18 protein-coding genes, 1 tRNA gene and 2 pseudogenes are annotated in these 22002 nt (G+C 60.4%); 11 read left to right on the top strand and 10 right to left on the bottom strand.

Features of this window, described 5'->3' with window-relative positions; translation table 11 throughout:
• Positions 1–134: 134 nt before the first annotated feature.
• From ACN9MO_RS03840 to ACN9MO_RS03830, 3 genes are all read right to left on the bottom strand, one after another.
• A complete protein-coding gene (locus ACN9MO_RS03840; protein WP_058320276.1) occupies positions 135–1196 on the bottom strand; it encodes a porin in 1062 nt (353 codons plus the stop codon).
• A 1224-nt stretch (positions 1197–2420) separates the two neighbouring features.
• Positions 2421–2510, bottom strand: a tRNA-Ser gene (locus ACN9MO_RS03835).
• 237 nt (positions 2511–2747) lie between these two features.
• Positions 2748–4964: a caspase family protein gene (locus ACN9MO_RS03830; RefSeq protein WP_162733580.1), complete on the bottom strand. Its 2217-nt coding sequence runs from the start codon at positions 4962–4964 to the stop codon at positions 2748–2750.
• Positions 4965–5275: 311 nt separating this feature from the next.
• Here ACN9MO_RS03830 and ACN9MO_RS03825 point away from each other — a divergent pair, with 311 nt between their 5' ends.
• From ACN9MO_RS03825 to ACN9MO_RS03815, 3 genes are all read left to right on the top strand, one after another.
• Entirely contained in the window at positions 5276–5632 is a 357-nt protein-coding gene (locus ACN9MO_RS03825; protein WP_113132272.1) for a hypothetical protein, read from the top strand.
• Positions 5633–5830: 198 nt separating this feature from the next.
• Positions 5831–6208: a PilZ domain-containing protein gene (locus ACN9MO_RS03820; protein ID WP_058320279.1), complete on the top strand. Its 378-nt coding sequence runs from the start codon at positions 5831–5833 to the stop codon at positions 6206–6208.
• A gap of 103 nt (positions 6209–6311) precedes the next feature.
• Positions 6312–7427 carry a pyridoxal phosphate-dependent aminotransferase gene (locus ACN9MO_RS03815; protein WP_113132271.1) on the top strand — a complete coding sequence of 372 codons (1116 nt, stop codon included), beginning with the start codon at positions 6312–6314 and terminating at the stop codon, positions 7425–7427.
• Between the two features lie 58 nt (positions 7428–7485).
• On the opposite strand, the gene ACN9MO_RS03810 is transcribed toward ACN9MO_RS03815, so the two are convergent.
• Positions 7486–7752: a sel1 repeat family protein gene (locus ACN9MO_RS03810; RefSeq protein ID WP_057252835.1), complete on the bottom strand. Its 267-nt coding sequence runs from the start codon at positions 7750–7752 to the stop codon at positions 7486–7488.
• A gap of 596 nt (positions 7753–8348) precedes the next feature.
• On the opposite strand from ACN9MO_RS03810, the gene ACN9MO_RS03805 reads away from it, so the two are divergent.
• The 5 genes and pseudogenes from ACN9MO_RS03805 (at position 8349) to ACN9MO_RS03785 (ending at position 11546) form a co-directional block, all read left to right on the top strand.
• A complete protein-coding gene (locus ACN9MO_RS03805; RefSeq protein ID WP_057252837.1) occupies positions 8349–8690 on the top strand; it encodes a DUF2147 domain-containing protein in 342 nt (113 codons plus the stop codon).
• Between the two features lie 304 nt (positions 8691–8994).
• Positions 8995–9168 carry a hypothetical protein gene (locus ACN9MO_RS03800; protein WP_093232134.1) on the top strand — a complete coding sequence of 58 codons (174 nt, stop codon included), beginning with the start codon at positions 8995–8997 and terminating at the stop codon, positions 9166–9168.
• 77 nt (positions 9169–9245) lie between these two features.
• A complete protein-coding gene (locus ACN9MO_RS03795) occupies positions 9246–9422 on the top strand; it encodes a hypothetical protein (protein ID WP_162261310.1) in 177 nt (58 codons plus the stop codon).
• Between the two features lie 217 nt (positions 9423–9639).
• Positions 9640–9960: pseudogene (locus tag ACN9MO_RS03790) on the top strand (YnfA family protein).
• An 83-nt stretch (positions 9961–10043) separates the two neighbouring features.
• The gene (locus ACN9MO_RS03785) at positions 10044–11546 is read left to right on the top strand and encodes an AMP nucleosidase (protein ID WP_058320282.1); all 1503 of its coding nucleotides are present in this window, start codon (positions 10044–10046) and stop codon (positions 11544–11546) included.
• Positions 11547–11603: 57 nt separating this feature from the next.
• Here the strand turns inward: ACN9MO_RS03785 and ACN9MO_RS03780 are convergent, their stop codons facing one another.
• Positions 11604–12557, bottom strand: a complete 954-nt coding sequence (locus tag ACN9MO_RS03780) for a lysylphosphatidylglycerol synthase domain-containing protein (protein WP_113132270.1) — start codon at positions 12555–12557, stop codon at positions 11604–11606.
• Positions 12558–12688: 131 nt separating this feature from the next.
• Here ACN9MO_RS03780 and ACN9MO_RS03775 point away from each other — a divergent pair, with 131 nt between their 5' ends.
• The gene (locus tag ACN9MO_RS03775; RefSeq protein WP_057252846.1) at positions 12689–13666 is read left to right on the top strand and encodes a glycosyltransferase family 2 protein; all 978 of its coding nucleotides are present in this window, start codon (positions 12689–12691) and stop codon (positions 13664–13666) included.
• Positions 13659–15188, top strand: coding sequence for a glycosyltransferase family 39 protein (locus tag ACN9MO_RS03770; protein WP_113132269.1), 1530 nt, complete (start codon positions 13659–13661; stop codon positions 15186–15188). The genes ACN9MO_RS03775 and ACN9MO_RS03770 overlap by 8 nt, the downstream gene beginning before the upstream one ends.
• Here the strand turns inward: ACN9MO_RS03770 and ACN9MO_RS03765 are convergent.
• Both ACN9MO_RS03765 and ACN9MO_RS03760 read right to left on the bottom strand, forming a co-directional pair.
• Positions 15125–16048 (bottom strand): diacylglycerol/lipid kinase family protein, encoded by a 924-nt coding sequence (locus ACN9MO_RS03765; protein WP_113132268.1) that lies wholly within the window; start codon positions 16046–16048, stop codon positions 15125–15127. The two genes, ACN9MO_RS03770 and ACN9MO_RS03765, sit on opposite strands and share 64 nt — an antisense overlap.
• A gap of 146 nt (positions 16049–16194) precedes the next feature.
• Positions 16195–16668 (bottom strand): Lrp/AsnC family transcriptional regulator, encoded by a 474-nt coding sequence (locus ACN9MO_RS03760; RefSeq protein ID WP_058320285.1) that lies wholly within the window; start codon positions 16666–16668, stop codon positions 16195–16197.
• 152 nt (positions 16669–16820) lie between these two features.
• Between ACN9MO_RS03760 and ACN9MO_RS03755 the strand changes: the two genes are divergently transcribed.
• Positions 16821–17729 carry a DMT family transporter gene (locus ACN9MO_RS03755; RefSeq protein WP_113132267.1) on the top strand — a complete coding sequence of 303 codons (909 nt, stop codon included), beginning with the start codon at positions 16821–16823 and terminating at the stop codon, positions 17727–17729.
• A 79-nt stretch (positions 17730–17808) separates the two neighbouring features.
• Here ACN9MO_RS03755 and ACN9MO_RS03750 read toward each other — a convergent pair whose 3' ends face one another.
• From ACN9MO_RS03750 to ACN9MO_RS03740, 3 genes and pseudogenes are all read right to left on the bottom strand, one after another.
• Positions 17809–18696: an ABC transporter permease gene (locus ACN9MO_RS03750; RefSeq protein WP_425986617.1), complete on the bottom strand. Its 888-nt coding sequence runs from the start codon at positions 18694–18696 to the stop codon at positions 17809–17811.
• Between the two features lie 127 nt (positions 18697–18823).
• Positions 18824–19826: pseudogene (locus tag ACN9MO_RS03745) on the bottom strand (ABC transporter substrate-binding protein).
• A gap of 326 nt (positions 19827–20152) precedes the next feature.
• Positions 20153–21814 (bottom strand): electron transfer flavoprotein-ubiquinone oxidoreductase, encoded by a 1662-nt coding sequence (locus tag ACN9MO_RS03740; protein ID WP_425986614.1) that lies wholly within the window; start codon positions 21812–21814, stop codon positions 20153–20155.
• Between the last annotated feature and the right edge of the window lie 188 nt (positions 21815–22002).

The following is a 22002-nucleotide window of genomic DNA, read 5'->3' as shown; positions in this document are numbered from 1 at the left end:
TGACCTCGACGGGCGCATGCACCCGGCTTAACCGGGTCGCGTCGCCGGCGCGTGGCTGAGCGTTGCACAATTCAGAAACGAAAAAACCCGGCTCGAAAGCCGGGTTTCTCTCTCCTGACCGAAGTCAGACGATATTAGAAGTCGCGCTGCAGACGGACGAAGCCGAATACCTGGTCGTCGCTGTTGTCAGCATCTTCATACTGAACCGAAACGCGGGTCGCGAGGCCTTCGGTGATCTTGTAGTCAACCGTTACGCCAGCGCGCCACATGTCGTCGCTACCGAAGTCGGTGAACGAGTCCTGCAGGCTGCCGAAGTACTGAACGCCGGGGGTGATGGCGAGCTTGTCGGTAGCGTTCCAGCGGTAAGAAGCTGCAACGGTCCACTCGGATTCAGCCCAGTAGGTGTTCGGGTTCGAAGCCCAGATACCAGCGAGCTGGAAGACGCCCGGGCCGAGGTCAGCCGAGAGCAGAGCGCGGATCGCGCCTTCTTCCCATTCGGTGTCGTAGCCGCCGAGCAAGTCGAACGAAACGCCGCCGACCGAAGCCGAAACGATACCGGAGACGCCGATGCCGTTTGCCTTGGTGGACCAGCCTTCGAGCTCGTCAATCGAGATACCGGCCTGGAACGAACCGCCGTCGTAGAGGTAGGCGATCGAGTTGAACTCGGTGACGTTGCCGAGCGTGTCGGTTTCGCCGTTCAGGCCCTTATCCCACCAGTTGTAGAAGAAACCAGCCTTGAGGCCACCGAGCTGGATGTAGGCCTCATCAACGTCGATGAAGTCGCTGTCGCCAGAGTCGGTGTCGTTGTCGGCGTTGAACTCAGCAGCGAAGAAGCCGGTGAGCGTGCCGTACTCGGTGTCGCTCTTGGCGTCGAACGAGATGTAAGCGCGCGAGAAGGCATCCCAGTCAGACGTGGAATAGTTCGGGCCGCCGTTGTCGAGGAAGTCATGGTTCGCCTGGTTGTAACGGCTCTGCGAGGCGTTATCACCAAACGAGGTCTGGAAACGGATGAAGCCGCCGATTTTGAGGCAGGTTTCGGTGCCCGGGATGTAGAAGTAGCCAGTGCCGAAAGCGTCGCAAACGCGAACGTATTCCATGGGCTCCGGCTCGGCTGCGACGATTGCGTCGGCTGCCTGTGCGCCGGATACTGCTGCGAGAGCAGCAGCGGAGCCGAGAAGAAGGCTCTTGATGTTCATTTCTGACCTCCAGTCAAAAGTTTCAAACGGGTCTGGGTATTTTGCTGAAGGACAGCTTTCCCTGCCCCATCCCCAACGTTCAAGAAGTCGGACGATCAACCGCCCTTGCTTCCGGAGTTGAAAATACAAGACCGGATCATCGGCGCAACGTCCAACTAGCGAGATCACGTGCTTTGCATCGCCCTTCGCCGAACCCTGTTGCTGAAACGACACAAAATCGCCGCAGACCCCGGAAGAAAATTAACAAAGCATTAAGAAAAGCCTTTGGTGGCAGGGGTTTAGCGTAAGGGAAACACACGCAGCCTGTTTCAGAAAGAGGCAGAAAGCTGCCCAAAATAGGGGAAAGGATGGCCACAAACACCGACTCCACCTCCGCAGGGAGCGGCTAAAACAGCATTCGCTCCAGGAAATGAGAACAGGACGGACCGTTCGCAATCCAAAGATTCATCAGAATCAATGCCGAGATTCGCAAACGAAACGCATCCTTGATTCTGGTTCTGCGAGAATCGTGGCCCTGCACCCGCAGGAAGAGAACATCAATCGACGGACACCGCCCGCAGAGATCTCGGACGACGGATGATGCCGGCCAAGCAGAGAGAGAGATGCTGAAGCTGAAGCTGAAAACAGAGGGTGAGACAGCAGCCGAGATAGTGAACGCGGTAGGAATAGGCCGTGCGAGCGTCCTTAGGATACTGAAAGAGGCTGCGTAGGGTGAAGATGCAGAACGAAACTGGAGGGCTCGCGGCGAGCCTCCATCGGTGAGATGTTGGGATAAGCCGCCGCTAGAGCAGTCAGTTCATCTCTGACTTCCTTCGAGGTCTTTAGGCCGAAGATCAGTCCATCGGGTTCCTCTGCACCAATCGGGCAATCGTCGTAGGGCCTACCGGAGGACCTTCCTGCCCCCGTAACTAATCGCCATTCACTCTCATACACCCACTCGGCCCGGTATTGATCTAAACCGGAGCAAGACTTCGAAAGGGCAAACGTGCCTGGGAGCGGATTGGTAAGGCTGGAGGAGTACAGCGAGAACTCACGTCAAAGGTCGCCTCCCTAACCGGAAGGGCAGACATCTGGCCGACAGCCTTTATCGTCTTCTGGAATCTTAGCCCAAGGTGTCCCAAAACATTTCTGGGTCACAGCAGCAACAAGCCCCATCATTAGGGCTGTCCGCAAATCACTGAAAACTTAGAAGAAATTGGGACCGCCTGTGACCCAAAAGAACAGTGGCGGAGAAGAAGGGATTCGAACCCTCGATACCGTTTCCGGTATACTCCCTTAGCAGGGGAGCGCCTTCGACCACTCGGCCACCTCTCCGTTAGCGCCTGACTAGTGACACTCAGCGGCCAATGCAAGATTTTTTTGTCGGTTTCCGGCAATTCCCCCCATTTTCCGTGTGGGCCTGGCCGGCAGGAAGCAAACGTGTGGGCGTAGCGACAGGCCACTCGTGCAGCCAAGTAGGAGTAGCTGGAAAGTTTCGGCGCTTGCCGTCCCCCGATTCTCACAAGCAATAGAAATGGAAACCCGAGATCCGCGAGTCTTGCCTCTCATGCCCTACGATTTGCGTGCGAGACGCTCGATCGCCTGCTGAGTGGCGGCACCGAAGTCGCCGTCAATCGGTCCACCATAGTAGCCGCGGTCCTTAAGCAGCGCCTGCATTTCCTTGCGGAACGCCGGCGTGAAGTTGTTGGGCTGCGTTCGCAATTCTTCCAGCTTGGCCGGGTCGCCGCCCTCGATGCTGGCTGCGGCCCAGCGAACCGCCTCCTTTGCGTCTGCCTTGGTACCGAGGCCGTAATCATAGAGACGGCTCAGATTGCCCATGGCGTAGGCGCTGCCGGCATTCGCGGCCATCTCGTACCAGGTGCGCGCCTGCACATAGTCCTGCGAGACACCGTTGCCGATATCGTAGAACCAGCCGAGCAATGCCATGGAATAAGAATCGCCCATATTGGCCGCCTTCTCGTACCAGACCTTGGCTTCGCCGTAGTTCTGCTCCGTCCCCAATCCGTTCTGATAGGCCCATCCGAGTGACGACATGGCATTGGTGTCGCCGCTTTCAGCTGCTTTCTTGTACCAGGACAGCGATTGCGCCAGGTCCTTGGGCAGGCCGAGCCCTTCCCGGTAGAACCAACCCATCGTTGCCATGGCGTTGGCATAGCCCTGGCTGGCCGCCTGCTCATACCACCTCGCCGCCTCCGCATAGTCCTGCGCGATGCCGCCGTAGCCCTCGCGATAGAGCCAGCCGAGTGACGCCTGGCCGTAGGCGTTGCCACCTCTCGCCGCCTCCTCGAACATGCGCTTGCCCTGGTCTACGTCCACCGGACCATCGGTCCCATAGACTGAGAACCAGGCCAGATTCGTCAGCGCATACATGTTGCCGCCGTCGGCCGCCTTCCGGTAGTTGCGCCGCGCGTCGACATAATTGCGGCCGGCATCTTGCGCCCGACCCAGCATGTTGACGAGCATCATATCGTCCGGGTTCTCGTTGACGGCCTGGGCGCAGGCGGTCAAAGCCCGCTCGGAATCGAGCTTCAGGAAATTGACCCCGAGGAAGCCCGGCATCGATTGCGGCTCGCCCGCCAGCAGATAGCAATCGCGCGAGGCCTGGGTGTCCTTACCGGTCGGCGAGACGTTGAGACCCTTTTGCGGCTCGAGCGCCGCGATCTGCTGCTCGGCTTCGGCTTTATACTTGCTGTCAGGATAACGCTCAATGAAGCGCGTCAGCGCCGCCGCATCGGTCGACTGTTTCAAGGCTTCCCAGGCAATCTCGTCAGGCGTCACGCTCGACGTCTGCTCGGCCTCAGTCAGAAGCTTCAGCTTCTTCTCGGCAAGCATCTTATAGACCGGGTCCGATCCATGCTTGGCCAGGAAAGCAGTTAGCAGATCCTTGTCGGCGAGATCGCGGATGTTCTGCCAGTCGGCAGCCGCCTCCGATTGGCTGTTCGGCGACAGTTGTCCGCCATTGTTGGTGATACTGATGTTCACCTCTTTGATATTGAGGAAGATCTGCGCCCCACCGAGCGACCCATAAACGAACGGCTCCTGGCCGCGATTGGTCACCGACACCACCTCATCGCGCACCTTGCCGAGCGCAATGCGGACATCCACACCGGGCTCGGTCAGGTATTTGGCGAGTGCGGTGGCGAAGGGGCTGTTCTTGCCCTCCCCGTCGAGCGCGACCGTGCCGGCCTTGGAGGCAAATGCGACGAGCAGGTCGGCTGATTCCGGTTCGACACGCACCAGCCCGCGCGAAACCGCCCTGGTCGAGATCGAGCGTGTCATGCTCTGTTCAAAGGGATTGTTGCGGCAGGCGTCGAGAATGACAAGCTTGAGCTTGGTGGCGCCTTCGAGCGAACGCTGAACCCGGTCGAGCCCGATCGCCTCGTCCTCCACGTCCTTGTCGGTTTTCAATTGTACGTCGACGGGAAGCAGGAAATTCTCGCCATTCATCTCCATGCCGTGGCCGGAATAATAGACGATCGCGACTTCTGCGCCGGTTGCGAGATCTTCGAACTCGCGCAACGCGTTGACCATGCCCTGGCGACTAACGTCGTGCACCGTCGTGACGGAATCGAAACCGGCCTCCTCGAAGGAGGCCTTCATCAGTTCCACGTCATTGGCAGGGTTGTTGAGCGGCGACGTCGCTTCATATTTCTCATTGCCGATCAACAGTGCGACGCGCTTGGCAGCCCATGCATCGGACACCGACACAAACAACGCCACACAAAGAATAGAGAGCGGCAGCCAATGCCGCAAATGCCCCACGAACATGCCCTTCCCTCCGGCACCGACCATCGTTCTTCGCCTTGCCCGGCTTGAACGACGGACGATGCCCTCACCCATCTGTCCCGCGGAATCACCACGTCGGGCGTCCCGGTCATGCCTGACGAAAGTATTACGTATGAGGTGTGGGCTTTCAATGTGCGCACGCGTCATAATTTATTCCGTGACACGCGCGTGGCTGGCACAAGGTCGAAGCAAGTCGATGCGCTTAGCTGAAACATGATAGCGGCACGGCCGTCGATTCTATCGACGACGACGTTGCCGGAGGTTGCGAAAGGCTATCGGTCTCGGAGCTTGCCATGTCCATGAAGATGCATGTCGCGGAAGGAAAGCCCGGCCAGCTTGCGACGACCCATCAGCACTACTTCATCGAACGGCCCTGCCGCATCCTCGTCATCGGCCAGCATCTGAAAGCGAAGACCAAATATCAATGCCTGCTGCGCCATATCTCGATCGTCGGCGCAATGCTCGATTTCAACGCGGCGATCCTGATACCCAAACATTTTTTCCTGGAAATCGAGGGATTCAAAGAGGAAATCGGCTGTTCGCAGGTCCATCGCGAAGGCGCAGAGCTTGGCGTGCGCTTCAATATGCTGCTTTCGCCGGACTTCCTGCGCCGGCTGATCCGCATGCAATTTTCAAGTGGCGGAATCTGACCTTTCAAAGCAGGCCGTGCGACATTAGATTTTTAGTGATCGATTTCAGGGGATTGCAAGTTTCTCATGCAAAAGTGATTCTAGCATCGGTGGAAATCGCCCACCGATACAATGTGGGACAAATGAATTGTCCGGGGTCAAGGAATGCGGTCAGAAACTGATCGCACCGTCCGACCCGGCACTGGCGGAGAATGACGCATGCAGAACCAGACGATGTACTCCTGCGTCCCGTCGCCTTTCTACGAGCGGCGCTATGAGCGATTCTCCATCGGGCACGCCGGTACGCTGACCGCTGTGCAGCCGGGGCTCGGCAGCGTCTCCGTGCGATCCTGCCGGATGATCGACATTTCGCGTGGCGGCGCGAGCTTTGCCGTCGACACCAACATCGGCCTGCCCCAACACTATTATCTGCATATCGTCGGCACGCCGCTCAGGATCGGTTGCGCCGAAGTCTATCGCAACGGCGAGCGCATCGGTGTCCAGTTCATCAAGCCGATCGAGCAGACCTTGCTGCGCGAGATCATCCGGCAAGAGTTCTTCACCGGGCAGGTCAAGAACGCAAAGCCGCGGCTGTAGAGCACCGGAATTCCTGCAGCTTTTCTCGCGGGGATGATTCCGAATTGCCAAAGCATGCGATAAGTTCCCCGTGACGCTATTCGAACGGGGCCTATTATTCAACATGTCCGCATTTTCTCGCTTCACGCCGCTCATCCAATCCCTGCCGTCAACAATTCCGTTTGTCGGGCCGGAGGCCATCGAACGCCAGAGGGGTCGCCCGATCGCCGCGCGAATCGGAGCCAACGAAAGCGGCTTCGGCCCCGCCGAAAGCGTGATCTCAGCGATCCGGGAAGCAGCCGGCGGAACCTGGAAATACGCCGACCCGGAAAACCACGACCTGAAGCAGGCACTTGCGGCCCGCCTCGGCACCAGCCCGGCCAATATCGCGATCGGTGAAGGCATCGACGGGTTGCTCGGCCAGATCGTCCGCATGGTGATCGAGCCGGGCATGCCGGTCGTCACGTCGCTTGGCGCCTACCCCACGTTCAACTATCACGTCGTCGGCCATGGCGGCCGGTTGGTCACGGTGCCCTATGCCGGCGACCGGGAGGACCTCGACGGCTTGCTTGCGGCCGTGAAGGGGGAAAATGCGCCGCTCGTCTATTTCGCCAATCCCGATAATCCGATGGGAAGCTGGTGGCCGGCAGACCGCATCGTCGAGTTTGCCAGGGCCCTTCCGGAAACAACGCTCTTCATTCTGGACGAAGCCTACTGCGAAACAGCGCCGGCAGATGCGGTGCCGGCGATCAGCGCCCTGATCGATCGCCCGAACGTCGTGCGCACGCGCACTTTCTCGAAAGCCTACGGGCTCGCCGGTTCGCGTATCGGCTATGTGATCGCCACGCCGGGCACCGCCCAGGCATTCGACAAGATCCGCAACCACTTCGGCATGAACCGGATTGGTGTCGCTGCGGCAATCGCCGCGCTTGCGGACCAGGAGTATCTGAAAGAAGTGACGGCTAAGATTGCGGATTCTCGCCAGCGTATCGCTGCGATCGGCACAGAGAACGGCTTGTCGCCGCTCGCCTCGGCCACGAACTTCGTGGCGATCGACTGCGGCCGGGATGCGGTCTTTGCCCGCGCGATCGTCGATACCCTGATGAACGACCATGGCATCTTTATCCGGATGCCGGGAGTGGCGCCCCTTAATCGCTGCATCCGTGTCAGTACCGGACCGGAAGCTGAGATGGCCCTGTTTGAGGCCGCGCTGCCCGAGGTTCTGAAAAAGCTGGCCTGATCCAGCTTTCAGAGTCCGGCTGTTGGGCGGCGCCCCTCTGGGGGGCCGCTCATTTGGTTCAATGAACCGTCATCCATTCGCGAGCGGCGCGCAGAGCTGCGGCGAGATCTGCCTTGCTCATCGTCATCGCCAGATCGGCGCGCAGATCGACTGCACGGTCGCAGCCCTTGATCGCGGCAATGTTCAGCCACTTGTGGGCGGCGACGAGATCGACCGGGCGACCGTGGCCGGTCGCATAGGCCAGACCCATTTCACAGAAGATTTCCGCCTGGTTGTCACCACCCATCGCGGCATCCGAAGCAATCTGCATATCAAAGCGTGCCATTGTCTTGTCCCTGTCTTGCCTGGTTGGTTCTTCCGAAGCGGCCCGCCCGTTTGGGGCGGACCATGCTCCAGATCAGCACTTGTTTTGGTCCCTGTTCGACCTTGCCTCTTTGCGGGCCTTCCGGAGCGCGCCATCTTTTTGCGGCGTCGTCTTCGGTGGTTTTTCGGAGCGTTTTTGTCCGCTCGTCTTATGGCTTCAATATGCAGCAGGGCTTTCAATGCGCGCTTAAAATGCATGCTTAATTTGCGACAAACAAAGTTCAAACGCTTGGTAAACTTGAGCTTTTGTTAAACATCGGAAGTCCGGGAATCCGGCGCATTCGCTTCAAAATTTACGAAAAATTCAACTGCCGATTTCAACCAAACGCTAACCACGAAAAGATCGACGGTGGCAGAGCCGCCAGGATTTCCTAGATTTCGACCTGCTTGAAACGGCCAAGAAAAAGCAGCAAAAGCCGCCGTTTGGCTTGTTTACCTTTACGTGCGCGTAAGCTATCTTGCGCGCGGCAGTGAGGAGACTGCCTTTTTTGCATACGAGGACATCTAAAGCTGCCGGCGGAGCGGACCACGCCGGCAGCCTCGATCTGGAGGACTGGAATGTTACGTACCTTGCTCATGACCGCGACGCTCGCCCTTGGCATTGCCGGGACGGCGGCAGCGGCAGAACCGATCGTCGGCAACTGGAAGACCGCAAGCGGCGCGACCGCGGAGATTGTGCCTTGTGGCGGAGCCTTTTGCGTGACGCTGAAGACCGGCAAGCATGCCGGCAAGCGCATCGGCAACCTCGCCGGTACCGACGGCAGCTATTCGGGCGAAATCACCGATCCGGATACCGACAAGACCTATAGCGGTTCTGGCGCCGTCAACGGCAATTCGCTGAAGATGAAGGGCTGCGTCCTGAAAGTGCTCTGCAAGTCACAGACCTGGACGCGCCTCTAAGCGCGCGATACGGCGGCACGGACACATTGACGAATTGAAAGGGCGGCCATCGGCCGCCCTTTTTGCATGTGCGGTCCATGGACTTAGCGCTGTTACGCGACCATTCGTAGCGCCGCCCCCTTGGCTCCTCCTTGCGCACCCACTGTGATCGCGACCGGTCTCGATCTCCCGATCCGTGCAGCGCGCCTCCCCATGCAACCGAAGATGAACGCCAGATGAACGGACATCTCAGCATCAATTCAGTTTGGGTGTGCGAAAACACACTCAATCGATTTGAACCTGCCTCCAAACAACGGACAGAACCATGGATATCCTTGCTCGGCGCCTCACCATCATCAGCCTTCTGATGGTCGTTTTCGCTGTAACTCTCGCCGCTGCCGTCAGCGCGGACACCGAACGTCGCCGCACCAATACCTATCTCGGTTCGCTGACGGATTGCACCGCGCATACGGCGCAATACTGCCAGGCCAAACTCTAACCCGGGACGAGACGGGCTACGCCCTGCTCCGCCGCCAAGTGAAACTGATCACCGCGTGATCTGATGGAGAAACGAACATGCTGGCCGCTCTTTCGACATCCGCGTTTCTCTCGCTGCGCGTGCTTGCACTGGCCGGCCTGCTGATGGCACCGGTTGGAGCGCTTGCCTACTCCAAGGCCAACGGTGCCGGCATCGGCAAACAGGGCGCCGGCCTCGTCCTCTTCGTCACCCTGCAGCGTCAATCGATGACCTGAGGCGGGGGCCACCCGATCGGATTGCATGAAAAGGGGCGCGCGCGCCCCTTTGTTCTTTCCGGCTTGCACTTAACGCCGCTTTCCTGTCCTCTCGCACCTGCAGCGTCGTGCTTCTTTTAAGATACGCCAAGGTTGCTGCAGCACTTTGAGTTTCTGCTTGTTTCCCCTAATCGGATACGATTGTGGGATTCGCCACAACAACCCCTTGTCAGCCCCGATGCCCGCCTATCTCGTCTATACGCTTGCCGCCCTTGCCGAAATCGCCGGCTGCTTTGCCTTCTGGGCGTGGTTGAAGCTCGATAAATCCATCCTCTGGCTTATTCCCGGCATGGCCTCCCTGGCACTTTTCGCCTGGCTCCTCACCTGGATCGACAGCGAAGCTGCGGGCCGCGCCTAAACGGCCTATGGCGGCGTCTACATCGCCGCGTCGCTGCTCTGGCTCTGGCTTGCCGAAGGGGTCAGGCCCGACCGCTGGGATCTGGCCGGCATGACCATCGCCCTTCTCGGCAGCGCGGTCATCGTCGCGGGCCCGCGTTGAACCGATGACCTGAGGCCGCCGCGCGGTCGTGCAAGCCAATATCTTGTCGTTTGCTTGTCAGAAGCCGCAGCCTATAATGCGACATGAACAAGCGAATCTCTTCACACTCCGTCCTTTCCGTCGCAACGCCTGAGCCTCTCGAGCCGCAATACTTCGACGATCCTGCGGCTGCTGTCGATTGCCTCGAGGCGCTCTACGAGCGCAATACCCGGTTCCTCTGCGAAGCGTTCGAGGGCCTGGGCAAGTCCGACGAGCCGCTCACCCGCTATCGCGCCTGCTATCCGCAGGTCAGCATCGAGACGAGCAGCTTCGGACATGTCGATTCCCGCCTGTCCTTTGGCTATGTCAGCGCGCCCGGCGTCTATACGACCACGATCACCCGGCCGAAGCTTTTCCGGCACTATCTGAAGGAGCAGCTCGGGCATCTGATACGGAACCACGGCCTCGGCGTCACCGTCTCGGAATCGGCAACCCCGATCCCCCTGCATTTTGCCTTTGGCGAGGGCGCCTATGTGGAGGCATCGGCGGCAAACACCATCGACATTCCGCTACGCGATCTGTTCGATGCGCCTGACCTGACGACGACCGACGACGAGATCGCCAACGGCTCCTACGAGCCGGGCCCCGGAGAACCCTCGCCGCTTGCGCCCTTCACGGCTCAGCGCATCGACTATTCGCTGGCGCGGCTCAGCCACTATACCGCGACCAACGCCACGCACTTCCAGAACTTCGTGCTCTTCACGAACTACCAGTTCTATATCGACGAGTTCTGTGCCTGGGCCCGCCAGCAGATGGCCGAAGGCGGCAATGGCTACACGGCCTTCGTCGAGCCCGGCAACATCATCACGCCCGCCGGCGCCGACAAGCCGGAGACCGACTATACGCTCGCACGGCTGCCGCAGATGCCCGCCTATCACCTGAAGAAGAAGGGGCACGGCGGCATCACCATGGTCAATATCGGCGTCGGCCCATCCAACGCCAAGACGATCACCGACCATATCGCTGTGCTGCGCCCGCATGTCTGGCTGATGCTCGGCCACTGCGCCGGTCTTCGCAACAGCCAACGCCTTGGTGACTACGTGCTCGCGCATGCCTATATGCGCGAGGATCACGTTCTCGACGACGACCTTCCGGTCTGGATCCCCTTGCCGGCGCTCGCGGAAGTGCAGGTGGCACTGCAGGACGCCGTTGCCGAGGTCACCGGCTACCGGGACTACGACCTCAAACAGATCATGCGCACCGGAACCGTCGCAACCATCGACAACCGCAACTGGGAACTTCGCGACCAGCGCGGCCCGGTCAAGCGCCTGTCGCAGGCCCGCGCCATTGCGCTCGACATGGAATCGGCGACGATCGCCGCCAACGGCTTCCGCTTCCGCGTGCCCTATGGAACGCTGCTCTGCGTATCGGACAAGCCGCTGCATGGCGAATTGAAGCTGCCGGGCATGGCGACCGCCTTCTACAAGACACAGGTCAGCCAGCACCTGAAGATCGGCATCCTTGCGCTGCAGAAGCTTGCGGCCATGCCGCCGGAGAAGCTGCATTCCCGCAAGCTCAGAAGCTTCTACGAAACCTCGTTCCAGTAACCATTGGAATTGCGCAATTCCGGACGGAAAACTGCTTCACACTTTTCCTGGAATTGCTCAGCGCCGTCTCCCGAGCGCCATCGACAGCATCGTGCCCGCCACCGCGGACACGATGATCAAGAGATGTGCGTTGACGCCGGCGGCCGCGAGTTGTTCCACTCCGGCGCGATCGGCGCCTGCGCCGAAGGACACTGCCCCGGCCGCGATCGCGGCCGGATAGGTGCCGACGCCAGCGGGCGCATGCATCGGCAGCACCGAGGAGAGTTCGCCGCCGAGAGCACCGCCGAAACAGGCGGCCAGTGGCGCAACGCCCATGAAGGCCAGCACCCAGGCAAGGACAAGCACCTTGACCGCCCAGTTGAGGATGGTCATGCCCCAGGCGCGCAGGAACGCGACGATATTGGCCGGGACGCCCGCCTCCAATTCGTCGACGATAGCATCAAGCTTTGTCGGCAACAGCCGACGCGCCAGCGCAATCACGTGATCCTTCAGCAGGAAGAAGAGAAGCGGCGAGACGAACGCGGCAAGCCATGCCATCCACAAGGCGGCTGATCCGCGGCCGATGACGAGACCGACGGCCGCAACGACGAGAAGGGCGTGCAGGTCGAGCAGGCGCATCACCAGAAGAGCGGACGTGCCGCGCGCGAGCGGCACGGAAAACTCCGAGCGCATCAGCAGCGGAAAGCTCGTTTCCCCGGCACGAAACGGCAGCATGATGTTGAGGAGATTATGGACCTGGGTGACGCGAAACAGCGGCAGGAAGCGCCCCGCCGTTTCGTTCGGGAAGTAATCGTAGATGCGATAGCAGCGAATGAAATAGGTTGCGACAAGCAGCACCAGAGCCGAGACGGCGGAACTGAAGCCGATCTCGGACCATTGCCTCAGCAGCGCCGGCCATCCCCAGAACCATTCGACGAAGGCCGCATAGGCCGCAATGGCACCTGCCGAAAGTAATGTCATCCGGTTGCGGGCGAACCAGGATCGCCGATCGGACTCGCAATCCGAAGTCATCAGGTCTCGATTTCCCGTGTTGAAACGCAAGATTGAACGTTGGTTATCACTGATAACTGTGCAAGAAAACGGTTATGTAGCCCAATCCAAATCTTGCGGCATTGTAAGCGCCGCATGTACGAGCTGTTCCTATGTACCCCATCGAACTATCCGTCGTCATTCCCGTGTTCAACGAAGAGGACAGCGTCCAGCCGCTGATCACACGTGTCCGCGATGCCCTGGCGAACTTTCCGTCTCCGTGGGAACTGATCCTCGTTGACGACGGCAGCACCGACCGAACGCTGGCAAATGCAAGAATGGCTCTTTCCGATCCGGGCCTCGATCTCAAGATTGTCGAATTGCAGAAGAACTTCGGGCAAACGGCAGCGATGCAGGCCGGCATCGACGCTGCCGCCGGGCGCCTGATCGCCACGCTTGACGGCGACCTGCAGAACGATCCGGCCGATATTCCCGAAATGGTCAAGGCGATCGAGGAGCGCGAGCTCGACCTGTTGGTCGGCTGGCGAAAGAACCGGCAGGATGGTCTCCTGCTCAGGAAGATCCCGTCCTGGTGCGCCAATCGCCTGATCGGCAAGATCACCGGCGTCAGGCTGCATGACTATGGCTGCAGCCTGAAGGTCTATCGCACCTCGGTCATCAAGCAGGTGAAGCTGATGGGGGAAATGCACCGCTTCATCCCCGCCTGGGTCGCCGGCGTGGTGCCGAGCAGCCGCATCGGCGAGATGCCCGTTACCCATCACGCACGGCAGCACGGCCAATCCAAGTATGGGATCTCCAGAACCTTCCGCGTGATTCTCGATCTGCTGTCGGTGCTCTTCTTCATGCGTTACAAAGCGCGCCCAGGGCACTTCTTCGGATCGATCGGGCTTGCGACCGGCGCGCTCAGCGCGCTGATCCTGATCTATCTCGGCTTCGACAAGTTCATCCTCGGCAACGATATCGGAACGCGACCGATGCTGATCGTCGGTGTCATGCTGTTCCTTTCGTCCGTTCAGCTCATCACGACAGGCATTCTCGCTGAGATGATGGCGCGAACCTATTTCCGCGACGACGGTACCACCAACTACATCGTGCGGCAGGTCTTCGTCCGGGACCCGGCCGATGCTTGACGTCGTCAATCGTCGGCCAAACACCGTCGTTGCGCTGATCGCCGGTTACTTTCTGCTCTGCATCGGCTTACGCCTCGCCATTTCCACATCGCTCGAAATCGACGAGTCGGAACAGGCCTTCGTCTCGCAGTTCCTGATGCTCGGCTATGGTTCGCAGCCCCCGTTCTACAATTGGCTGCAATACGGGCTGACCTCGGCCTTTGGGCCGTCGCTTGCGACGATGACGGTGCTGAAGAATGGGCTCCTGTTTCTGTGTTGCCTCTTCTACGGCCTCGCAGCACGCGAGGTCCTCAGCGATCGACGCCTGACCGCGATCGCAACGGTCGGCGTGCTGACCTTTCCGCCGATTTTCCTGCTCGCACAGCGCGACCTTTCGCATACGGTCGCGGCACTGTTTGCCGTATCGCTGTTCCTTTACGCTTTCGTCCGGACGATGACGCGGCCAAGTCTGTTCGCCTACGTCCTGACTGGAGCGGCGGTCGGCATCGGCGTCATCTCGAAGTACAACTTCGCACTCGTCCCAACCGCCGCGATTCTTGCGATCCTGCCCGAGCCGAAGCTTCGCGCCCGGCTCTTCGACTGGCGCATTCTGGTTGCGATCGCCGTCTGCACGCTGATTGCGCTGCCGCACGGCTACTGGATTCTCGAAAATCTCGGCGCCGCCTCGCGCAATACCCTCAATGAAATGGGAACGGCCCAACAGACGAGCTACCTGACGAAGGCGCTCAAAGGGATCGTTGCGCTGGTAGTCGCCACGCTTCGCGGCGCCGCACTTCCCCTGATCGTCTTCGCTCTCGTCTTCCGCAATGACCTGCCGACGATCTGGCGCGCCGAAAACCACTGGACACGCGTCGTCGGGCGCATGTTGCTGCTGTGCCTCGGCGCCGTGCTGCTGATCATGCTCGCCGTCGGCGCCACCCACATGCGCGAGAAATGGCTGGTTCTCTTTCTCGTCCTGCTGCCGCTCTACCTGGCCCTCAAGGTGGAGGCTTCCGGCGTCGACACCACACGCAGCGTTCGCCCCTTCCTGCTGCTCGTCGCCTTCATCATCGTCACCACTTTGGTGGTCGTCTCGGCACGCGCGGTTGTTCGCCCCTGGTTCGGCAAATTGTCGAGGCTCAGCATTCCCTATAGCACCCTTGTGGATACCGTGGTCCGACAGGAGGGAGCCGAGCCGGCGATGGTCATCGCCGCGGACAAGCTGCTTGGTGGCAATGTGCGCACGCGCCTGCACGGTGCCAAGGTCTTCGTCCCCGGCAACAGCAGCAGCTCTCCGATCGAGCATCCGGCCGGACCGCTCCTCGTGGTCTGGAGCGACAACGGCAAGCTCGATGCTCAACCACCTGTCGGGCTTCTCGACACCCTGAAGTCACTCGGCGTGCCGGAGGCAGCGATGAAGCCGCAGCAACTCGCCCTGCCCTATCTCCACGGCAATCTGCCGGATCGCTATGGCTTCGGCTACTTCTGGATCAACGACCCGTCGCGGTCGGCGCCGACGAGCAACTTGAGTTCACCCGGGTGAATGCGAAGCGCGACGTCACGGCCCATCGGCAGGAGTTCGCCGTCGATGACGCAGTTGATCTTGCGCTCCACCTTGGGAAAATGCAGATCGAGCGCATGGCCGCTCATGGCGGTAATCAGCGGGCTGTCGCGGAATTTGCCGCGCATCACATCGAAGGCGAGCTTGGCCACGCCCGGCGGGCTTAGGGGCGGCGCCGTGTAGAAGCCGAGATGGCCGGCTGTGACATCGTCGGCATACATCAGCGTATCGCGGCCGAACGGATTGTTCGAGACTGAAACCGCCGAAACATGACGGCTCTCCTTATGGCCGTCGACATCGAACTCGACCTCGAAATCGGGCGGATTGAGAATCACGCCTACCGCGGCGCGGGTGCTTGCGGCGATTTTGCCTGCCCTCGAACGAAAGCTGAAGGACTCGCGATAGCGCACCATGCGGGCATGCAGGCCCATCGAAAACTGATGCACGAAGGCCCGGCCATCGGCGCTGCCGATGTCACCGTCGATGATCACGCCATTCGCCAGCACCTCCGGAACCTTCCAGATATCGAGCGGCAGCTTCAGCGTGCGGGCAAAAAGGTTCATCGTCCCGGCGGGAACAACGCCGAGCGGCATGCGGTTTTTCCAGGCGACCCCGGCAGCAGCCGAGATCGTGCCGTCACCGCCGCCGGCGATTATCGCATCGAGGTCATCGCGGCGGCATGTGCGCTCCAAGGTCTCGCGCATCTCGCTTCCGGAAACCGTCGCAATTTCGATCTGGTGGCCGGCGGTATGGAAGACCTCCTCGACCTTCCGGCCATAGACCGCCATATCCGTCGTGCGGAAGGTTCCGCCTTCACGATTGAAGATCGCCTTGATTTTCATGAATGGGTCACTGACTCCGTTGCCGCGGCAAAGCTGCTCACCGCGATCAGATAATCGCGATTGCGGCCAATTCCAGAACCTTGCCGAAACTTAACGGGAATGGAGCGCGTGCCGGTCGGCGCTCGGAGACTGGTAATGACAACCGTTCAGCGCGGCTCGGGCAACTTCAGTGGCCCGCCGGTCTTGATCGATCGGATCGCGAAGTTCGAACGGATGTCGGTCACACCCGGCAAGGCAAGCAGCGTCTCGGTCAAGAGCGTCTCGTAAGCCGGGAGATCCTCGACGACGACCTCGGCGAGGAAGTCGGCATTGCCCGAGATCAGGAAACAGGACACCACCTCGGGAATGGCGAGCAGCGCCTCCTGCTGCCGCTGCGCATTCTCGCGGCTGTGCCGTCCCACCTTGATCTCCACGAAGACGGTGAGCCCGAGACCGGCTTCCTTGCGGTCGATATCGGCCCGATAGCCACGCAGGATGCCGGATTTCTCCAGATTGCGGATGCGCCGCAGGCAGGGCGACGGCGAAAGATTGACCTTTTCTGCGATCTCGACGTTCGTCGCGCGCGCATCCTCCTGAAGGATCCTGAGGATAGCGAGATCGAATTTATCGAGATTTGGCATGTTCACAAACTTCAGAGGTTACTATTGGCACATTGTTGCTGATGATAGTCTATTTCGGGCATAAATCGCAAGGACATGCCCGGCCTTCCGGGCGTAATCTTCCTTCCAGACCCAAAAGCCCCTCAGATATCCAAATCGGGAAGGAAATTCAAATGGTTGCGCTTACGCTTGCTCGCGGCAATACGTCGCCTGCCACCGCCGGCTATGCCGGTGCCTTCGTGACCGTCCTCATCTGGGCCGGCTGGATTCTCGCAACCCGCCATTCGGCCGGCACCGCACTCAGCACAATCGACCTTGGCCTGATCCGCTACGGCGTACCGGCGCTCCTGCTCGCGCCGCTCTGGCTCAAGACCGGGCTCTTGCCGCGCAAGCTGCCGATCCTGCTCCTCGCCTTGATGGTCGCGGGCTCCGGCGCGGTCTTTTTCCAGGTCTCCGCCTTTGCGATCCACTCGGTTCCCGCCTCCTCCGTCGGCATTCTTCTCGGCGGCTCGATGCCGCTTGCCACCGCCCTGATCGGCATCACGATCTTTGGCGAGCGTCCGGACCGAATGCGGATGGTGGGTTTTGCCGCGATCGTCGCCGGTGTCGCTATCCTGCTGACGCGCAACCTTGCCGTTTCAGTGTCCACAGGGTGGATCGGATACGCGCTGTTGCCCGCAGCGGCCACGCTCTGGGCGATCTACACCCACACCTTCCGCCGTTCGGGCCTGAGCCCGCTGCAGGGAAGCGCTTTGATTGCGGCCTGGTCGTTCCTGATCCATCTGGCGCTTGCCGCCTGTTTCGGAAGCACGCTTGCCAGCGTTCCGGTCAAGGAGATCGCCCTGCAGATCACCAGCCAGGGCATCCTCTCCGGCCTCATTGCCATGGTCGCCTATGGCTTTGCGGTGAAGAGCCTCGGCGGCACGCAGGCCGCTGCCTTTACGGCGCTGACCCCGGTGCTGGCGATGATCGGCGGCGCGATCCTGCTCGGCGAGCAAATCGGCCCGTTCGAAATGCTGGCCGCAATCGTCACGGCTATCGGCGTGGCGCTTTCGACCGGCATTCTCTCTACCCGCACCTAAACCGAGAAGTTCCCCAATAAGACAAAGGCCCCGGCGCGTTTCCGCTCCGGGGCCTTTTCTTTTCTTGAGATCGCTCGGCTCAGCCGTGGATGATCTCCCGATGTTTCTGCAGGCGATGGCCATAGGCCTGGCTGACACGATCGAAGATGATCGCGATGCCGACGATGGCGAGCCCGTTGAAGATGCCGAGCGTGAAATACTGGTTCGAGATCGCCTTCAGCACCGGCTGTCCAAGGCCCTGAACGCCGATCATCGAGGCGATGACGACCATAGCGAGCGCCATCATGATCGTCTGGTTGGTGCCGGCCATGATGGTGGGGAGCGCAAGCGGCATCTGCACGTTCTTCAGCTTCTGCCAGTTCGAGGAACCAAAGGCATCGGCGGCTTCGAGTACATCCTTGTCAACGAGGCGGATGCCGAGATTGGTGAGCCGGATCATCGGCGGGATGGCATAGATGACCACCGCGATGAGGCCCGGAACCTTGCCGATGCCGAGCAGCATGACAACCGGAATGAGGTAGACGAAGCTCGGCATGGTCTGCATGACGTCCAGAACCGGATTGACGATATTCTGCACCCTGTCCGACCGGGACATTGCAATACCGATGGGGATACCGACGACGATCGACAGAACCGTGCAGACGAAGATCATCGAGACCGTCTTCATCGTATCGTCCCACATGTCGAAGTAGCCGATGAGCAGAAGCGTCACGACCGTTCCCGCGACGATCTTCCAGTTGCGGCTGGCGAACCAGGCGACGGCGGCGATGAGCAAGAGGATGATCGGCCAGGGCGTCTGGGTCATGAAGCGCTCGGACCAGATCAGAAAGTGCTGTAGCGGCTCGAATATTGCTTCAAGACCGTCCCCATAAGCCCGCGTGAAACCGCGGAACCCTTCGTCGATCGCCTTCTTGAGATCGCGTAAAGACGCATCATCCATGTGCGGAAAGCTGGGCAACCAGTCCAATCCAAAATCTATCCTCCTCGATCACGGCGATCGCATCCTCGGCCGCGATTGTTGTTTTGCTGTTGCCGGGGGGTCAAACAAAGAGGCGGCGCAAGGATCGCGCCGCCCGTGGGTTCAATCGGTGAGATCAAAGCGCCGCCTTGATCTTCTCAGCTGCCTCAGGCGAATACCCATTCCTTCCACATGGCCTCGTTCTCCTCGAGGAAGTGCTTTGCGCCATCATCGCCGCTTGCCTGGTTGTCGGTCATCCAGGCCATCAGCTTGTTGACCGTGTCGTTCGACCAGGCGCGCTTGTTGAGGTAGCCCATGACATCCTCGCCGGCGCGCTCGGAGAACGCTTTGGTCACGAGCGTCTGGACGGTGTCCTTCGGCCATTCATTCTTTTTCGGGTCCGGGCAATCCGCGACGGTATTGCAGCGCTTCCACTCGGCCGCGTCGTACGGCACGCCATAGTCGAGCTTGACCATGTCGTACTTGCCGAGAAGCGCAGTCGGAGCCCAGTAGTAGCCGACCCAGCCTTCCTTGCGCTCGTAGGCCTTGGCGATCGAGCCGTCGAGGCCAGCGGCGGAACCCGTATCGACCAGCGTGAAGTTCGCCGCTTCGCCGCCATAGGCCTTGTAAAGCTGCGAGGTCACGACCGTACCACCCCAGCCCTGCGGGCCATTGTGGATCGCACCTTTCGATTTGTCTTCGGGATCCGGGAACAGCTCCGGATGCTTGAGGACATCATCGATCGTCTTGACGTCCGGATGAGCGTCAGCAAGGTATTTCGGCATCCACCAGCCCTGCACCGCACCATCGGTCAGGACGGTCGATGCAACGACGAGCTTTCCGTTTGCAACGCCGGCGTTGACGACATCGGGCAGAAGATCGACCCATCCTTCGGGCGCGATGTCGGGTTGGCCCTTCTCGGTCATCGATGTGATCGTCGGGACAGTATCGCCCTGTATGATTTCGGCGTTGCAACCGTAACCTTCGTTCAGGATAAACTTGTCCAGGCTGGCGAGCACTTCGGCGCTCTGCCAGTTCATATTGGCAATCGTCACATCGCCGCATTCGGCGGCCGAGGCCGCACCAGCAAGGCCAAGAAGGCCGGCGGCCAGGCACGTCGTTGCAAGAAGCTTCTTCATTTCCGTTCCCTTTGTTCTGGCGGTGCATCCCGTCGCACTGCCGATCTCACCGCGGGGATCGGCAGCGTCACAAGGCTCGGTCCAACTCGAAACAACAGGGACCGAAAGGCCTGCGGATTCGTCGGCTTCGAGCCGATGACACCATGAAAGCTAACGGGGTTTGCCGGCAAGGACTTTCCCAATAGCGGCACGGATTGCCTTTTCGATGATCGGACTACCGCTCGACACGTGCGCGCGAATACAAAAGAGGCGCCGGAGTTCCCTCCGGCGCCTCGAACAATTTCGTTTCCGCGAACCTCGGAGGTCCTGCGGCCGCCATCCAAAGATCACATATTCGGATAGACCGGGCCTTCGCCGCCCTGTGGCGGCACCCAGTTGATGTTCTGGTTCGGGTCCTTGATGTCGCAGGTCTTGCAGTGCACGCAGTTCTGCGCGTTGATGACGAAGACAGGCTTGCCGTCCTTCTCCACCCATTCGTAGACCCCGGCCGGACAGTAGCGCGTCGACGGGCCGGCAAAGACGTCGAGTTCCGACGTGCGCTGCAGCTCCGGATCCTTGACCTGCAGGTGGATCGGCTGGTCTTCCTCGTGGTTGGTGTTCGACAGGAACACCGAGGAGAGCCGGTCGAAGGTCAGCACGCCATCGGGCTTCGGGTAATCGATCTTCTGGTGCTGCGCTGCCGGCTCCAGCGACTGGGCATCGGTCTTGCCGTGCTTCAGCGTGCCGAAGAACGAGAAGCCGAACAGCTGGTTGGTCCACATGTCCAAGCCGCCGAGCGCAACGCCGATCGCCGTGCCGAACTTCGACCACAGCGGCTTGACGTTTCTCACCCGCTTCAGGTCCTGGCCGATGGCGCTGTCGCGCCAGCCGCGCTCGATCTCGATCGGCTCGTCATTGGCGCGGCCCGCTTCGATCGCCGCCGCCAGCTTCTCGGCCGCGAGAATGCCCGACAGAACCGCATTGTGGCTGCCCTTGATGCGCGGCACGTTGACGAGACCGGCCGAACAGCCGATCAGCGCGCCGCCGGGGAACGACAGCTTCGGCACCGACTGGTAGCCGCCTTCGGTGATCGCACGCGCACCATAGGAAAGCCGCTTGCCACCCTCGAAGGTGCCGCGGATCGCCGGATGGGTCTTGAAGCGCTGGAACTCCTCGAACGGGAAGAGATAGGGGTTCTTGTAATTGAGGTGCACGACGAAGCCGACCGCGACCAGGTTGTCTTCGAGATGATAGAGGAACGAACCGCCGCCGGTCTTCATGCCGAGCGGCCAGCCGAAGGAGTGCTGCACCAGCCCGGGCCGGTGGTTCTCGGGCTTCACCTGCCAGAGCTCCTTCAGGCCGATGCCGAATTTCTGGACGTCGCGATCCCTGGAGAGATCGAATTTCGCAATCAGCTGCTTGGCGAGCGAACCGCGCACGCCCTCGCCGATCAGCGTATATTTGCCCAGGAGCGCCATGCCACGGGCGAAGTTCGGTCCCGGTTCGCCGTTGCGCTCGACGCCCATGTCGCCGGTGGCAACGCCGATGACGGCACCTTCGTCGTTATAGAGCACTTCGGTCGCGGCAAAGCCCGGATAGATCTCGACACCGAGGGCTTCGGCATGGCTTGCCAGCCAGCGACAGACGAGCCCAAGCGAGACGATATAGTTGCCGTGATTGTTCATCAGCGGCGGCATCATGAAATTCGGCAAGCGGATTGAGCCGGCCGGGCCCAAGAACAGGAAGTGGTCGTCCGTGACCTCGGTCTTGAACGGATGATCCGCCTCGTCGCGCCAGCCCGGCAGCAACCGGTCGATGCCGATCGGATCGACGACGGCGCCCGAGAGGATATGCGCGCCGACTTCGGCGCCCTTTTCCAAGACGACGACCGAAAGCTCCGGATTGACCTGCTTCAGCCGGATCGCCGCCGCAAGACCGGCAGGCCCCGCCCCGACGATGACAACGTCGAACTCCATGCTCTCGCGTTCGGGCAGATCTTGCTCGGTCATACCGTCTCTCCAGTCTCACCGGTCTTCTGCCGGTTCAGTTCCCAGGACATATCATTCCGTCATGGCAAATGCAGTTTGGCTTGTCGAGCCGGGATGCGACAGACGATGCCCGCTTTTGCGCATGAGGTCATGAGTTTAGGGCAAATGTTTATATGACGTGTACGTAAACGTAAATACATCATTTTGTC

The sequence above is a fragment of the Ensifer sp. R-19 genome (assembly GCF_049905105.1).
GTDB lineage: Bacteria > Pseudomonadota > Alphaproteobacteria > Rhizobiales > Rhizobiaceae > Ensifer.
Note: the sequence above shows the minus strand (reverse complement) of the source record. Positions and strands in the feature narration are given on the sequence as shown.

What these genes read in the sequence shown, in the direction of transcription:
- ACN9MO_RS03840 (WP_058320276.1), bottom strand. Translation starts at nt 1,196, where the DNA reads ATGAACATCAAGAGCCTTCTTCTCGGCTCCGCTGCTGCTCTCGCAGCA.
- ACN9MO_RS03830 (WP_162733580.1), bottom strand. Translation starts at nt 4,964, where the DNA reads ATGTTCGTGGGGCATTTGCGGCATTGGCTGCCGCTCTCTATTCTTTGT.
- ACN9MO_RS03825 (WP_113132272.1), top strand. Translation starts at nt 5,276, where the DNA reads ATGTCCATGAAGATGCATGTCGCGGAAGGAAAGCCCGGCCAGCTTGCG.
- ACN9MO_RS03820 (WP_058320279.1), top strand. Translation starts at nt 5,831, where the DNA reads ATGCAGAACCAGACGATGTACTCCTGCGTCCCGTCGCCTTTCTACGAG.
- ACN9MO_RS03815 (WP_113132271.1), top strand. Translation starts at nt 6,312, where the DNA reads ATGTCCGCATTTTCTCGCTTCACGCCGCTCATCCAATCCCTGCCGTCA.
- ACN9MO_RS03810 (WP_057252835.1), bottom strand. Translation starts at nt 7,752, where the DNA reads ATGGCACGCTTTGATATGCAGATTGCTTCGGATGCCGCGATGGGTGGT.
- ACN9MO_RS03805 (WP_057252837.1), top strand. Translation starts at nt 8,349, where the DNA reads ATGTTACGTACCTTGCTCATGACCGCGACGCTCGCCCTTGGCATTGCC.
- ACN9MO_RS03800 (WP_093232134.1), top strand. Translation starts at nt 8,995, where the DNA reads ATGGATATCCTTGCTCGGCGCCTCACCATCATCAGCCTTCTGATGGTC.
- ACN9MO_RS03795 (WP_162261310.1), top strand. Translation starts at nt 9,246, where the DNA reads ATGCTGGCCGCTCTTTCGACATCCGCGTTTCTCTCGCTGCGCGTGCTT.
- ACN9MO_RS03785 (WP_058320282.1), top strand. Translation starts at nt 10,044, where the DNA reads ATGAACAAGCGAATCTCTTCACACTCCGTCCTTTCCGTCGCAACGCCT.
- ACN9MO_RS03780 (WP_113132270.1), bottom strand. Translation starts at nt 12,557, where the DNA reads ATGACTTCGGATTGCGAGTCCGATCGGCGATCCTGGTTCGCCCGCAAC.
- ACN9MO_RS03775 (WP_057252846.1), top strand. Translation starts at nt 12,689, where the DNA reads ATGTACCCCATCGAACTATCCGTCGTCATTCCCGTGTTCAACGAAGAG.
- ACN9MO_RS03770 (WP_113132269.1), top strand. Translation starts at nt 13,659, where the DNA reads ATGCTTGACGTCGTCAATCGTCGGCCAAACACCGTCGTTGCGCTGATC.
- ACN9MO_RS03765 (WP_113132268.1), bottom strand. Translation starts at nt 16,048, where the DNA reads ATGAAAATCAAGGCGATCTTCAATCGTGAAGGCGGAACCTTCCGCACG.
- ACN9MO_RS03760 (WP_058320285.1), bottom strand. Translation starts at nt 16,668, where the DNA reads ATGCCAAATCTCGATAAATTCGATCTCGCTATCCTCAGGATCCTTCAG.
- ACN9MO_RS03755 (WP_113132267.1), top strand. Translation starts at nt 16,821, where the DNA reads ATGGTTGCGCTTACGCTTGCTCGCGGCAATACGTCGCCTGCCACCGCC.
- ACN9MO_RS03740 (WP_425986614.1), bottom strand. Translation starts at nt 21,814, where the DNA reads ATGACCGAGCAAGATCTGCCCGAACGCGAGAGCATGGAGTTCGACGTT.